The 14884-nt window shown below is 44.2% G+C and carries 11 protein-coding genes; 4 read left to right on the top strand and 7 right to left on the bottom strand.

The window, feature by feature from the left end; genetic code table 11:
- Positions 1–7: 7 nt before the first annotated feature.
- Positions 8–1003 carry a hypothetical protein gene (locus QXW63_03710; protein ID MEM3461001.1) on the bottom strand — a complete coding sequence of 332 codons (996 nt, stop codon included), beginning with the start codon at positions 1001–1003 and terminating at the stop codon, positions 8–10.
- Between the two features lie 132 nt (positions 1004–1135).
- Here QXW63_03710 and QXW63_03705 point away from each other — a divergent pair, with 132 nt between their 5' ends.
- Together QXW63_03705 and QXW63_03700 are read left to right on the top strand one after the other, a co-directional pair.
- Complete coding sequence (locus tag QXW63_03705) at positions 1136–1558, top strand: Lsm family RNA-binding protein (protein ID MEM3461000.1); 423 nt, start codon at positions 1136–1138, stop codon at positions 1556–1558.
- 71 nt (positions 1559–1629) lie between these two features.
- Positions 1630–3630, top strand: coding sequence for an ATP-dependent DNA helicase (locus QXW63_03700; protein ID MEM3460999.1), 2001 nt, complete (start codon positions 1630–1632; stop codon positions 3628–3630).
- A gap of 17 nt (positions 3631–3647) precedes the next feature.
- Here the strand turns inward: QXW63_03700 and QXW63_03695 are convergent, their stop codons facing one another.
- Positions 3648–4400: a PAC2 family protein gene (locus QXW63_03695; protein ID MEM3460998.1), complete on the bottom strand. Its 753-nt coding sequence runs from the start codon at positions 4398–4400 to the stop codon at positions 3648–3650.
- Positions 4401–4568: 168 nt separating this feature from the next.
- Between QXW63_03695 and QXW63_03690 the strand changes: the two genes are divergently transcribed.
- Positions 4569–5762, top strand: a complete 1194-nt coding sequence (locus QXW63_03690) for an MFS transporter (protein ID MEM3460997.1) — start codon at positions 4569–4571, stop codon at positions 5760–5762.
- Here the strand turns inward: QXW63_03690 and QXW63_03685 are convergent.
- The gene (locus QXW63_03685; protein ID MEM3460996.1) at positions 5749–7797 is read right to left on the bottom strand and encodes a DUF4910 domain-containing protein; all 2049 of its coding nucleotides are present in this window, start codon (positions 7795–7797) and stop codon (positions 5749–5751) included. The genes QXW63_03690 and QXW63_03685 overlap by 14 nt on opposite strands.
- Positions 7798–7905: 108 nt before the next feature.
- Complete coding sequence (locus QXW63_03680; protein MEM3460995.1) at positions 7906–9297, bottom strand: hypothetical protein; 1392 nt, start codon at positions 9295–9297, stop codon at positions 7906–7908.
- A 399-nt stretch (positions 9298–9696) separates the two neighbouring features.
- Here QXW63_03680 and tgtA point away from each other — a divergent pair, with 399 nt between their 5' ends.
- Complete coding sequence (tgtA, locus tag QXW63_03675) at positions 9697–11277, top strand: tRNA guanosine(15) transglycosylase TgtA (protein MEM3460994.1); 1581 nt, start codon at positions 9697–9699, stop codon at positions 11275–11277.
- 50 nt (positions 11278–11327) lie between these two features.
- Here tgtA and gltA read toward each other — a convergent pair whose 3' ends face one another.
- The 3 genes from gltA to QXW63_03660 are packed head-to-tail and all read right to left on the bottom strand — an operon-like array spanning position 11328 to position 14778.
- Positions 11328–12737, bottom strand: coding sequence for an NADPH-dependent glutamate synthase (gene gltA / locus QXW63_03670; protein ID MEM3460993.1), 1410 nt, complete (start codon positions 12735–12737; stop codon positions 11328–11330).
- A complete protein-coding gene (locus QXW63_03665; GenBank protein MEM3460992.1) occupies positions 12724–13563 on the bottom strand; it encodes a sulfide/dihydroorotate dehydrogenase-like FAD/NAD-binding protein in 840 nt (279 codons plus the stop codon). The genes gltA and QXW63_03665 overlap by 14 nt, the downstream gene beginning before the upstream one ends.
- 3 nt (positions 13564–13566) lie before the next feature.
- A complete protein-coding gene (locus QXW63_03660) occupies positions 13567–14778 on the bottom strand; it encodes a hydrogenase iron-sulfur subunit (GenBank protein MEM3460991.1) in 1212 nt (403 codons plus the stop codon).
- Between the last annotated feature and the right edge of the window lie 106 nt (positions 14779–14884).

The following is a 14884-nucleotide window of genomic DNA, read 5'->3' as shown; positions in this document are numbered from 1 at the left end:
TCCATTTTTAATTGGTTGGGGTTTCATAGTAGTTTCTGAGCAATGCAAGGACACGTGTTGACCAGTCATGCTGACGATGCCTTGGGGTCAGCCATGTTTCCGAAAGAGGAAAATAAACCGACGTGCTTGCTCGTGGTCCGAAATTCCATAAGCCTTCATTATTTCTTTGCGTCCACAGCCAGTCAATTATGTCTTTTGCGAATTTGCGCCAGCTTGGAAAAAGAGAAAGTAGCTCAAGCGACGTGAAAAACCTATCCAGCATTCCCTTCGTAAAATGATGTGGAATGTTTGATAAGGGAATCCCTAAATAACCAACACCTTCCTCATTGTGCCAAACCCAATCAACCAAGGCGTATTCAAGTGTTGCTGGAAGTTTTGTGGCTCTTGAGCCGAGAAGAGCCAATTGGTATCGGTTGTTGAGCACTAGATAGCTGTTTTTAACAGAAGCGCCAGTCAGCGTCTTGTGCGCTCGGGTCTCCGCGTCTGAATCATATTTGCCCGAAGCAAACGTGTGCTTTGCGATTGTAACCCACAAATCCCATGTTCTGTCAATAGCCGGGTGAGTCGGGCGTATTCTGGCTAAGGTTGCGGCGACAAAAAGTTGCTTACCAGTAGCCCAGCGGTTGTTTCGTTCTGGCGGGTCTGGAAAATCAAGTGAGCCGTCAAGTAAATGTGAAAGATAGTTTATTGTCGCTTGAAAAATGGGGTCTGATGCTTCTAACCCTAATGCTAAGCCTCTTTCAACTGCGGCTTCGGTGGTTAAGATTTTTCCTTTGGTTTTCGTTGCGGAGTGAAATCTTCCCCAACTTCCATCTTCTTTTTGTTCTTTTTTAAGTTCCAGAACCCATCGGCTCTGCAGCATTTCTTGTTTGGCGCTGATAAGCTTACTATTGGAAGGTGACAGCTTCAGAACATTACGTAAGAGACGAAAACGAACCACCGCGTCAGGGTTTTCTAATAGAATATTTCGCGCGGCTTCTTCGACCTGCTCAATTTCATTCATTGCGATTCTCTCCAGAAAAGGTTAATCTTACTTTCATTTGGTAGGTGTGTTGGGGAGTCCCTTTTGTGTTTTGTTAAAATCCTAAATATGGGTTTTCATAAGTGTTAAGGGTGGTAATGGAGGTTTGAAAGATTGTCAGTAGCGCAGAGAAAATTCTTCACTGAGGTCACAGCGTTAGTTGACAAAAGCGTTGTTGTCGCGACCACGACTGGAAAAACCTATACTGGAACATTAATCGGCATTAACCCCGACAATTTGAGCCTATGTCTAGGCGAAGCAAAGGACGAAACAGGAAAATCACTGCACAGAGTTTTCCTAAACGGAGTTACAGTAGCCCAAATAATAAGCGTGGAAAAACCCTTCGACATGAAAGCACTCGCTGACCGTTTGGAAAAGGTATTCCCAACCATGGTGAGACTTTACGAGGATAAAGGGTTCATTTGGGTCATGGACAAGGTCAAAGTTACAGAGAAGGGCGTCGTTGAAGGTTCTGGTCCAGCAGCTGAACGTGTGCAGAAAGTTTACGAGCAGTTCATCAGCGACATTAAAGGATAACGCTTGCAAAAATGACTCTTAATTCCTTCCTTTCTTATGTTTCTCTGAGCGATAAATGAAGAATGATTATTATGGCTGATGAGCTGACGCAAACAGAAACTGAAAGTGAAAAGGATTTTCATAGGTTAGTTAGAGAGTTCTTTCCTTACCCTGATTTTCGTCCCTTTCAACTCAAAGCAATAAAATTTGCTTTTGACGTTATTAAAAATGGAAATGTAGGCTTGCTTTCTTCTCCATGTGGCACTGGAAAATCCATTTCAGTATTAACTGCTTTCTTAATGGCTAAAAAGGCTGATTCTTCAGTTGGCAAACTTCTCGCGTTAACTCGCACTAGAAACCAGCTTGAAATCTACTGCAGAGAACTCCAAAGCATTAAAAAACAATGTGGCGCAAGCTTTGTCGCTTCAGTTTTCAAAAGCAAAAAAGAACTGTGTCCCCAAATTATGGAAGACCCAAAACTTCGAACTCTAAGCTACCGCGATTTTCTTTACTATTGCAAGGGATTGAAGGAAGGTGCTTTCGAAAAAACATGCAAATACTATGATAGAACCTATACTGATTGGAAACCAAGCTGGCACGCTTTCAACGTTGTTAACAAAATCAAAGAAGCCGGTCCATTGATGCCTGAGGAAGTCTACGAAATCAGCCAAAGCCAAGAACTATGCCCTTACGAAGTGACAAAAATCCTAACGAGACACGCCAACATAGTGATTGGCAATTACAATTACATTCTGGTAGACGCCATTAGAGGCTCAATTCTCGGCAAAGCTGGATTGCGAACGAAAGACATAAACTGTGTTTTCGACGAAGCACACAGTCTACCCTATTATGCAGCCGGCATCTTTTCAGACGAATTGTCCTCAACAAGTATCAAGCGGGCTTTGAGGGAAGTCAAAGATTTCGGCTTAGATGATTATGGCTTTTTAGAAGCGCTACATCATGTCCTTTTAGAGCTTGGAAAAACGGTTTACAAAAACTATGGGTTAGACGTTGAACACCTTATTGCCACAGACAAAATAGTCAACGCCTTATCCAAAAACCTTCGAGTAGAAAGTGGCAAACTGAAAGAATTCGCGTCTGAGCTTCTAGAAAAAGGTGAATACATACGGCAAAAAAGGGCTGAAGTCGGCAAAAGCCCAGTTTCCTATCTTTCTCGCTGTGCAAGTTTCTTGCTGAATTGGGTCAAGCTTTCCGGTTCGGCTTATGTGCGTTACGTTAAGGTTGAGCTTGACAGAGAAGGGCGAAGACATGTTAGAATTGGAATTAAGTGTCTCGACCCGTCGGTTGCTGCAAGCGTCATCAACGAACTTCGCTCTGCCATATTAATGTCTGGAACGCTTTGGCACGCAAACTATTACATTGACGTTTTAGGCATCGACCAAAAACGCTGCAGAAGCATGGAACTTCCTAGTCCGTTTCCGCCAGAAAACAGGCTTATCCTAGTGGATAAAGCAGTTACAACACAGTTTGAAAAACGCAATGAAACGCAATGGAAGCGAATAGCAGACCACTTAACGCAAATAGTTCAGCAAATCAACGGACGGGTAGCCGTTTACTTTCCTTCATACGAGATAATGCGCCAAATAGCTAAGCTGTCAGAGTTTGATTCGCCTTTGGTTGTTGAAGAAAAAGGCACAAAAATTGTGGATGTGCTTCGTTTCTTAAAAACCAACAGAGAATGCGTCGTGTTCGGCGTTGCGAGAGGCAAAATCAGCGAAGGCGTTGACATGTCAACTGAAGGAAGAAGCATGCTTTCCTCGGTTGTTATCGTTGGCTTGCCATACCCAAAGAGAACAGAACTTCAAGAAGCCCTATACACGTTTTTCAGAGAAAAATTTGGTGAAAGGGCACTAGAATATGCAAATGACATTCCATGCTTAAACGCGTTGGCGCAGTCTGCTGGAAGACTTTTACGCAGTCCAGAAGATAAAGGCGTCATTGTCATAATGGATGGGCGAGCAGCTGGACGATTTAGATTAAAACTTCCTAAGGAATGGAGAGAAGAAATGAAGCCTCACATGAAAATAGAGAGCATCCTCGGCAGAATTGAAGAGTTCTACGCTTCTTTCTAAATTGTATATTTGCGAGTTTAAACGAACCAGCGGAATTTCTGTTCTTCTTTCTTTTGTGGTTCAACAACGGTTCTAATCAAACCGAAAGACTCCAATATTTTCTTGGTCTTCTCCGCAGCCACATCCAACTTCGACAAGTCAACATTCATATTCAAATACTTGTTCACTGCTGACAAAGCATAACGCGTAGCATTAGCATCCGGATAAGTTCCTTGTGTTTCAACTAAAAGCGAGAAACCCTTAAAACCTCTGAGTCTGCCAAGCCCTACTAGAAGCCCAGCCACGCCGAAAATTTGTCCAACCATCATTTTCGTTCCCAAGCCTAAGGCTTCTTTTGCGGTTTCAGCGTCTGTGGCTGCACAGTAAACCTGTGGAACTTCCTTTATCTCGTCTTGTTTGAACCCGCCTAAAGTGATTAGAAAACGGCAGCCTAACTCTTCAGCTATGTCTAAAACGCGTCCGCATAGCTCGTATTGCCCAAAAGTTGTTAGCGCCTGTGTGTTGCCATACCATATTATTAAGTCGCGACCGTTGCCATCCGCCTTATAATGGTAAAGCTCGTTTATTGGTGAACGTGTACCTCCAGTTTCGGTTGTCACAGCCAAGTCTTGAAAAGAAGCTGAGAGAATTTCAGCGAAAAGTTTGGCTTTTAACTCGCTGATTAAATGCAAAGCGGCAATGTTGGCTACGAATCCTATACCTGGCAAGCCCTCTATCAAAACGGGAGTGTTCAGTTTTGGTTTTTCATAGATTTTAATTGTGCAAACCATGTTTAAGCCTCTGTCTGCCGTGAACAGATAATCTAAACAAAATCACAATTATAAACATGTTCTGCTCGGTATGGTGTTGTGTCTAACCCATAATTGTTAAATAGACGGTTGCCATTTTCGAAGGTTGGCTGGTTAGCTTGGCTAGGGGCAACGAGATTGCAACGCTTTATGAGTTACGGACGAGACATACTGCTTCTTTCCATCGTTTTCTTAGTTTGCTCCTTAGCCCTCAACCTGATTAGTCCAATATGGCCAATTTACATTACTGAACTTAACGCTTCCATGACGGAGCTTGGCTTTGTCTTTTCCGTTTCAAACGCTTTTGCGGCTGGCGTGCAGATTCTCAGCGGCTTCCTATCTGACAAGTATGGTAGAAGAAAAATTCATGCTTTGGGAACGTTGCTGGCTGCTTTTCCGCCTTTAATGTATGCCTTAGCCAACAATTGGGTGGATTTGGTGCCTTGGGCTATGCTGAGTGGTTTCGCGACGGGTTTGTATATTCCGATTCGCTGGGCTATAGTTGCGGATGCTTCAGCAAACGGTGGAATGGCTTCTGCTTATGGGTGGACGAACATTTCATGGTTGATTGGGTCAACAGTGGCTCCTTTTTTGGGTGGTGCAGCCGCGGACGCTTTGGGTATTCGTTTTCCTTTCTTTGCATGTTTCATTTTGATATTGAGTGTTTTTCCGTTGACGCTTCTGATGCGTGAGACTCGGAGAAAGCCGTTGGCGAAAGCTGAAAGCGTAAATGATGCTGGCAGTAGCGTAGCTAGGAAATATTTGTTTGTTCTCGTCATGTTCTCGTTGATTAACATAATTCAAGGCGTCGGCATCGGCGCAACTGGACCAGTGATTTCAGTTTTTGCTAGGCTGAATTTTAACTTGGATTACACTTTAATTGGAATATTATATGCTATAGGTTTTGGTGTTGCTTCGATTGTGGTGCAGCTTCCCGGCGGCAAGTGCAGTGACCGGTTTGACCGGCGAAAGGTTATGTTTTGGACGTTTTTGGTTTCTTCCCCGTTTTTCCTGTTGTTTGCTTATTCGCGAAGTTTTGTTGAGCTGGTTCTTTTCATGTTCTTGTCAAATGCTTTGTTGAACATGTCTTGGCCTGCTTTTCAGACGCTTATGATGGACTCTACGCCTCAATCGCGGTGGGGCTTCGTTAACGGCGTGTCGGCGACGACATTTTGGGTTGGGTTAATGATTGGAAACGCTTTGAGTGGTGTTCTCTGGGATGCGTGGGGGCAATTGGCGCCGTTTTATGCTTCTGCCGTCACGATTGGCGTGTCTGCGGTTTTGCCGCTTTTTCTGGAAGAAACAAGAGCGAAAAAGAAGAATGGCGTTGCTATTCAAAAGTGAGTAGTTTCGCTTTTTCTAGGTCTCTGAGAAATTTTAGTGCAAGTTCTAGGTTGGTTTCGTTGTATTCTGCTGAGACTGCGGTTAGAATTTGATGCGCGTTTCGTTTTCCGTCCATGAAGTTTATTAGTTCGCCTATTTTTTTGCCGAATTGTGGGTCTTTTTCCCAGATTTCCTCGTACCATTCGTATTCTTTTTCACCTAAGGCTTTCTTTAATATGTCGAAGCTGAGTGTGCCCTTAAACAAGCGTTTTGGAACAAGCTTTTTCAGTTCTTTTTCTGGTTCGGTTTCTTCTGTGGTTGTTGGAATGGTTAAGGCGGATGTTTCTGCGATGAAGTTTAGGGTTTCTTCTATTCTTGCGGTTTTTTGTTTGCCTTGGTTTGCGATTTCTTCGCAGAGTCTATTTATAAAGGCGGCTAGTTTTGGTGTTTGTGCGAGTTTTTGGGCTGATTTGGTTGCTTCTTGTTCGCGCCATGTAATGTGCGCTATTTTGCTTTTGTAATATGCGGCTGTTTTTGCGAGTTCTTTGGCTAGTTCTTCTGGTTTGTCTTTCAGTTTTGGGTCTTCTTTTTTCTTGAACAGTGCTTGGGTTGCTTCTGTAGCTGCGTTTTCTAGGCGGGTTATGCCTTTTGAAGCGGTTAACTGCGCCAGTAAATATGCGGTTTCGGCTGTGGCATTTGCAAGCGTTAAAGCTGCAACTGTGGTTATCCAGCCTACGCGTTTGAGGCTGTCTTCGCTTACTTTGTCGATTGTGTCCATGCTTGTGTGATAGTAGAGGTCTGGCCATTGTAGCAGCATTACGCATGGCGCGTGTACGGTTGCTTCTGTGAATTCTGCGTGGTCGCTTCCTCCGCTGAAGGCTGTTGCTGCGTAGCGGAAGGTTGAGCTTGAGCCGAATGCGGTTGGTGAGTCGAATTCTTTTGTGGATTGTTCAATTAGGCTGTAAACGTAGTCGTTCAAGTAAGACGGGCAAGAATCAGGCGTGCAGTCCAAGTTTAGCGTGGATTTGCAGAGTTCCTGGTTTTGTCCGACCATGTCCAAGTTTATGCCTGCTATAAAATGGTTGAACATGTCTTCATGTTGGCTTAGATATGCGGCTGTGCCTAGTGTTTCGGGAACCCAGAAGAAGCGTATTGTTCTATCTGGCGGTTGGATTTTGCCGCTGTTTATTAACGCGGTGATTGTGCGTGCGATTTCAATTAGTAATCCGCTGCCGGAAGCGTTGTCGTTTGCGCTTTGTTTTGGGTGGCACAAATGCGCGATTAGGAAGATTTCTTCGTCTGGTTTAGACTTGCCCTTTATTGTGGCGGTTACCACGTCTGAGTAGCCGCTGAAAAGTTGCGCGTCCACTTTTGCCTTAAGTTTCACGGTTTTGTCTTTCGCCAGCAAAGCGCGGAGCATGTTTCCTTGGCGTTTGGATAGGCTGAAGCCGAATGTTACTTTGTCGATTTCTTCGGCTTTTGGCCATATGCCCTGGTAAGCGTGGGCGTCTGGTATGTCGAGGCTTTCGCGGACTCCGGGCATTTCGTAGGTTAGTGTGTCTGTTATTACTGCTATGGCGCCGCGTTTCCACACTGCTTCTTCGTGGACTTGGTGGGCTCTGCCCGTGGCGAGGACGAATTTGCCTTTTACGTCTTTGCCTTCGTAGTCTTTTGGTTTTGTTCCTTTGCCCACGTCTATTACTTCGGCTGTTATACCTTCGGGCGGCGTGGCTTTGCTGTATGTGTGTAAGCAGGTGGGTACGTCTTCGTAGCGGACGATTAGACGTTCTTCTGGCTCGACAAGGTGAAGTTCTGCGCTTTTAGCTGTCCAGCCGACCGGACTAGTGTGTGTCCAGTATTGGGTTTTGCCGTCTGCCGTGAACTGCTCGATTACAGCGTCTTTCAAGCCTATTTTTAACAGTTCATTTCTGACATATTCTGCGGCTTCATGAAACATCGTGGAGCCTTGAATGCGATGAAAACGGGCGATTTGCTCAACAAAACCCTTAGCAACAACACCAGAAATTTCGTCTTTGACAAGTTTATTTAAACTCATTCTTATTCATCAACCTTTTGAGTAGCTAGAATTGTTTCGTCTAGTTAAGGTTTTGGCGTAATTTACCATTAGAAAAAAGAGGGAATTGAAAGGCGCATACCTCTTGAACTATTCTATTCCATATTTTGATCGTAAATAGTATGCTGTTATTGTTGTGTTTTGAGTGATGTTCATGCTGCGTGGGTTTGCTGTCACGCCGTCTGACCATTTCAAGAAGGTGTAGATATAGTAGGTTCCTGGTGTCCATTCTTCTTTGAGAAAGCTTCTTTCCGCTTCGAGTGTGTGTACGCCCGTTGCTAAGGTGACGACTACTGGAGTACTGGCGTATGCTACGTAAGCTTGTCCGTCTATCCATATGATGACTCCTTCCGGAGGAGCTTGCGGGACACACACTGTCAATTGAGCGTGTGCGGGAGTGATGCTGAGGTTGAATGCATATTGTCCTTCGCCAGTGTATCGTGAAACGCGTATGCTCCATGTTCCACCTATTTCCGCTCTGTGGTTGATGCTTTCCATCTGCCCAGCACCATTGTAAGAACCATACACGTTTCCATCTGGACTGTGGACTTCTAATTGAAAATCAGAAGTGGATGGAGGAACCATGGTCACATATATCCAGTCTCCAACTGTGATAGTGAAATTGTAGAAGTCTACCGTGTCAGTTGGATTTGGGTAGTATAGGGTGCCTTTGTACGAACCTGGCGAGATTGATAAAGCTGTTGAGGGAGTGTTGCCTGCGTCTCCGCCGCTACCTGCGTCATTTTGGCTCAGTGTGATTGTCTTGAAGTCTGACCAAGCGCTCCATAAGCCATGGGCGTCTTTTGCTCGCACTTTGATGTAGTAAGTTTGGGGATATTTCCACTGATGGGATATTGTTATGGGTTGTCCTGAAGGATATGGAATGATTGTTGTAGTGGTTGAGCTGTCATTCCAGTCAAATTGGTAGATGATAGTATCGCCGTCTGGGTCAGTTGTGCTTGTTGTGTACGCGTAGTAGGTATACACGTATCCACTACTGGGACCCGAAGGAGCTGATGGTTTCTCTGGTGGACTGTTGGTTGGTGTAATAGTGAAGGAGTATTCGCCTTCATCTGCAGTCGAATTTACAAAGATGTGAATTGTCCACGTTCCGTCTGAGTTTGCTAAATATGAAATTGATTCTGTTTCGTTGACGCCTTTATATGACCCTGCTTTCAAGTGTCCAGTGGAATTAAACAGTTGCAGATGGAAGTCCATGTTTGGTGGTGGCGCCATTGTTACGTTTATCCAGTGTCCATTGTAAGCAGTGAAATTGTAATAGTCCGATACGTCCTCTTCGTTTGGACCGTACAATGTGCCAGTGTATGTGTTCGGCGTGATGAAAAGTGCTGTCTGCTGAGTGTTACCTGCATCTGTACCGCTGCCTGCGTCGTTTTGGGGTCTGGCAAATGATAAGCCTGGGAGGGCAGCGAACAAGATGAGAGTTACTGCCGCTAGAGCTACTAATTTTTCTTTTCTCATAATTTCAATCTCCTGAAAGCAAAGTTTTCGTGTGTCAATTTCGCTATTTTTGTTTTTCCAACACTGCTGATTAAAGAATGTGATGAAAAAAGATAGAAAAATGCTGATAATTTCGGCAATATGCCTCTGTTGAACATCTCTGAGGGAAACTTAGAATTGAAATCAGACGTTCCTCCTTGCCGTAATTAACCTCGTAGCCCAACAAATAAACGCATTTTTCTAATTTACCTCATTTGTCTCTCTAAACTAAAGCAACGTCTTAAATATCCATGGTTAAAAACACATAACGATCTCCAACAATTTTTCTATGCACATATTCTGGTGCACTTTATGGTTCAGTCACATACTCTGTCCACATTTTTATAAGCGTGTTTATTCTGATTCTGTTTAGGTTTGATGATGAGTTTTGAAGTTAGGGAGCGGGATTTGCTTGCGAGGATTGGTAGGTTAAAGACTAAAAGTGGTGTTGTTGAGACTCCTTTGTTGTTTCCTGTTGTAAACCCTTCTATTCAGCCTATTCCGCCAAAAAGGATAATGACCGAGTTTGGCTTAAACGCTTTAATAACTAACGCTTACATCATCCGCAAGCGTTTCCAAGACCAGCCAATTCAACAAGGCTTACACAAGTTTTTAGACTTTGACGGGACAATAATGACGGATTCTGGCGCCTACCAAATCCTCGTCTACGGCAACATAGACATCACACAAAAAGAAATAATCGCCTATCAAGAACAAATAGACACGGACATCGCCACAATCCTAGACATCCCAACAGGATGGAAAGTCACAAAAACCCACGCACAAACCACAGTAAAAGAAACACTAAAACGCGCCAAACAACTTTTCAAAATCAAAACCCGCGATGACATCTTCTGGGTTGGTCCAGTCCAAGGTGGCAAGCACCTAGATTTAGTAGCAGAATCCGCCCGTGAAATGAGCAAGTTGCCCTTCCAAATCCACGCTTTAGGAAGCCCAACAGAAGTCATGGAAACCTACCGTTTCGATGTGCTCGCGGACATGATAATGACTGCAAAAATGAACTTGCCACCAGACAGACCCTTACATCTTTTCGGCGCCGGACACCCATTCATGTTCGCTTTGGCAATAGCTCTCGGTTGCGACTTTTTCGATTCTGCAGCCTACGCAATCTACGCCAGACAAAACCGCTACATGACAGACTCGGGCACACACCGCTTAAACGAACTAGACTATTTCCCATGCGCATGTCCAAAATGCGCACACACGACGCCAAAACAAATTTTAGAGATGCCTAAAAACGAAAGAGAAGCCTTCCTCGCAGAACACAACCTATACGTCTGCGTTGCCGAATTAAAACGCATAAAACAAGCCATAAAAGACGGACGCCTCTGGGAACACTTAGAAATGCGCGCCCACGCCCACCCCTCACTACTTCAAGCTCTAAAACAATTAAAGAAATACGAAGAATTCATCGAAAAACACAGCCCAATAACAAAACCAAGCGGACTCTTCTACTACTCTTCAGTAGGACTAATGCGACCAGAAATAGTCCGCCATAGAAAACGCTTAACAAAAAGATACACACCACCCAAAAACGCAAAAGCTCTCTTGCTCGCGCCACAGACACGAACAAAACCCTTCCACAAATCACCAGAATTCAAACAAATCCAAAAGAAATTCGGCGAAGACCTTAAAGATGCTCATATCTGCTTTTACGCTGCTCCTTTCGGCATAATCCCAATCGAACTAGACGAAGTTTACCCCCTCTCACAACACGAAACCGCCACGCCACTCGACAAAGAAACAATAGAATACGTCGCAAACCAAATCGCAAACTACATCCAACACACAAACTACAAAACCATCACACTAATAAACGACCCACAAAACTGGAACAAAACCATACTAAACACAACCAAAAAAGCCTGCAAACAAAAACACATAACACTCAAAACCATCAACACAAAACAACTTCGACCTAACCACCAACCCAAACCCTAACCACAACTTCAACCTATATATAAGGGGGGGCTATAACTTTCACACAGCACTTACTTCTTCATCAAATACTCATGAATCGCCCTAGCCGCTTTCTTCCCAGCACCCATAGCACTAATCACAGTCGCCTCACCAGTCACAATATCCCCACCAGCATAAACACCTTCAAGACTCGTCTTACCATTCTCGTCTGCAACAATCGTACCCCACCTCGTAACCGCCAAACCTTCCGTAGTGCGCTGAATAATAGGATTCGGCGTTCTACCAATCGCAACAATCACTGTGTCAGTATCCATAACAAACTCGCTACCCTTAACAGGCACAGGTCTACGCCTACCACTATCGTCTGGTGGACCCAACTCCATGCAGATACACTCCATCTGCTTAACCCAACCCTTCTCGTCGCCGATAAACCGTGTAGGCGCAGCCAAAAACTTACAAACTATACCTTCTTCCTCCGCATTTTCAATCTCTTCCTTCCTCGCTGGCAACTCTTCCCTTGAACGCCTATAAACAATACAAACCTCCTCAGCACCCAAACGCAAAGCAGAACGCGCACTGTCCATGGCTACGTTGCCACCGCCAATAACAACCACATGCTTTCCAATACGAATAGGCGTGTCATAACACGGAAATGCATAGGACTTCATAAGATTAACCCTAATCAAAAACTCATTCGCACTATAAATCCCACCTAAATCCTCACCAGGCACATTCATAAACGCTGGCAAACCAGCACCTGTCCCAATAAAAACCGCGTCAAAACCACGCTCTTTAAGCAATTCTGGAATCGTGTAAGTACGCCCAACCAAAAAACCACACTTAAACTCCACACCTAACCGTTGAATATAATCAACCTCCGCCTGCACAATCTTCTTCGGCAAACGAAACTCTGGAATACCATAAACCAAAACGCCACCAGGCAAATGCAAAGCCTCAAAAATTACAACCTTATGCCCAAGCTTAGCCAAATCAGCAGCAACCGTCAAACCAGCAGGACCAGCACCAATAACCGCAACCTTCTTTCCAGTCGACTTTGCAATCTCCGGAACCTTAAAGCCACGTTCCCTTTCCCAATCAGCCAAAAACCGCTCCAAACGCCCAATACTAACTGGCTCGCCAACCTTTCCAACAACACATTTCAGCTGACACTGTTCTTCCTGAGGACAAACACGCCCACAAATCGCTGGCAAAGAATTTTTCTCCTTAATCTTCGCTATGGCTTCCTCATACTTGCCTTCTCGCAACAACTTGATAAAAGCTGGAATTTCAATTTCAACTGGACAACCAGTAACACACTGCGGCTTGGGACACTGTAAACAGCGATTCGCTTCTTCAAGCGCTTGCTCTTCCGTGTAACCCAAAGCAACCTCGTTAAAATTTCGCCTACGCTCTTCAGGTTTCTGCTTGGGAATCGGCACAGCTTCCTTCTTAATTTTGGGTTTAGGCTTACTTTCCGCCACAACGGCAACCTCCATGCAACTCCCATAAAAGCGAGCTTAAACGCTCTTCTGGCAGAAACATACGTTGACGCTTAATCAAACCGTCAAAATCTACCTTGTGCCCATCAAACTCTGGACCATCAACACACCCAAACATCATTTTCCCACCAACAGTAACCCTGCAAACACCACACATTCCCATACCATCAACCATGATAGGCGTCAAAGTAACAACCGTTGGAATACCAAAAGGCTTAGTGATTTCGCTAACGTTCTTCATCATAACAACAGGACCCATAACAACACAACGGTCAAACTTCTCCTTAGCAAGAACATCCTTAAGAAAATCTAAACCCTTAAAACCCTTAGAACCATCATCAGTCGCCACGTAAAACTCGTCACTTAACGCTTTCATCTCATCCTCATAGAAAAGCAAATCCTTAATCCGCGCACCAACAACCGTGACAACACTGTTACCCGCATCACTCAACGCTTTAACTTGCAAACGCATAGGCGCAATCATCACACCGCCAGCAACACACAAAACCCGCCCAAAACGCTTAATCTCAGAAGGATTACCAAGCGGACCAGTAATGTTCCATATGCCATCGTCTTTCTTCAAAAGCCCCAACTGCTTAGTGGATTTGCCAACTTCATTAAAAACAAAAGAAATCGTCCCTTTTTTCGCGTCGTAATCGGCAATAGTAAGTGGAACACGCTCGCCTTTCTCGTCAGCAATAACAATAATGAATTGTCCAGGTTTAGCCTTTTCAGCCATTTCAGGAGCGTAAACTTCAAACAACTTAATCTTTGGAGCCAACTCTTCATTCTTCAAAATCTTATACATCCACTAAGCCTCCGCTTTCACCAGTTTCAAAGGTGGCAAAGCCGTAACTTGTTTCCAAAACATATCCAACTTTTGGTTAAAGTCACCTACGCATCTTGGAGACACTTCAAAAAGCATGAAACGCTCTTGTAAACCCATTTTTTTCAAAGCATCTTTTAACACTGCCATATTTCTTTCCGCCGTGTCCCTTCCTTCTTGCAGTTTGCAATCTTCCGCAGAGCACACAACTGCCATCACACCATCAAAGCCGTTCTGCAACGCGTTAACGACATGCACTGGGTCAAGCGCCTTAAAACATGGAACCTCCAAAGCAATAGCATTCCGCTTCTTAAAAAGCTCGCTTTCAAGGTCATCCAAAGCCCTAAACTCTGACCATTGACAACTGAACACTAAAATGACTGGTGCTTTTCCTTCAGCCTTCAGTTTTCTAGCGGCTTCTCCATAACGCTTTAGAACATTTTCAAACTCGAAACCTTTAACTTGAATGGCATGGTGCGGACAAACAAGTTGGCACGCGCCACAGCCCATGCAGTAATCGTAAAGTATTTTAGGAGTTGCAAAAGGCTCCGCTTCAATAGCAGCATATGGACATATGAAAACACATTTGTCGCAACCAACACATTTTTTAGTTTCGTAAACAACTTTCCGAGAATACTTCACAACTTTTACGACGTCTTTGCTGAAACCTAACTGTTCAAGCACACCTTTACCCAAAAGAAGCCGTCTCGTGTTAATCTTCGTGCCTTCCTTAAAACGGCAAAACGCATCTTCACACTGAACCGAAACAACATTCTTGATGCCAGATTTCAAAACTTTGAAAATGAATTCCGTTGGAACACGCCCAGAACACGGCAAACGCAAAGGAACATAATCCTTAACGCTTAAGCCTTGCTCAGCCAAAATTTCTTCAATTTCACATGTTGAAGGCGAGTTTCCGCGGCACATCAAAACAAGCGTGTCGCTCTGCACTTTTTTCCTCACGTAATCTACGTAATCTACTAGCGTATTGTAATCGTAGTAGACCATTTCAATGGCAAAAACGGGACAAGCACTGTAACATATACCGCAAACTTGGCACTTCTGTATATCTATTTCGACTTTGCCAGTCTCAACATTCCGCGTTATAGCTTCATATGGACAGACTGAATAACAGATTGAACAGCGGCTACAGTAATCTTGATTGATAGTTACTGCAGTAACGCATTTTTCATTCATCCTTGGCACTTCTCCAATGCTAACTGCTTTCAGTTCCTTAATGTGTCAACCGTGCCTAGAAATCTTCAAAATAGATTCAGAGTGATATAATAGTTTTGCAGCATTT

It is taken from the genome of Candidatus Bathyarchaeia archaeon, from assembly GCA_038873195.1.
Taxonomy (GTDB): Archaea; Thermoproteota; Bathyarchaeia; order Bathyarchaeales; family Bathycorpusculaceae; genus DSLH01.
The sequence above is the reverse complement of the archived record's forward strand: the minus strand, read 5'-3'. Positions and strand labels throughout refer to the sequence as shown.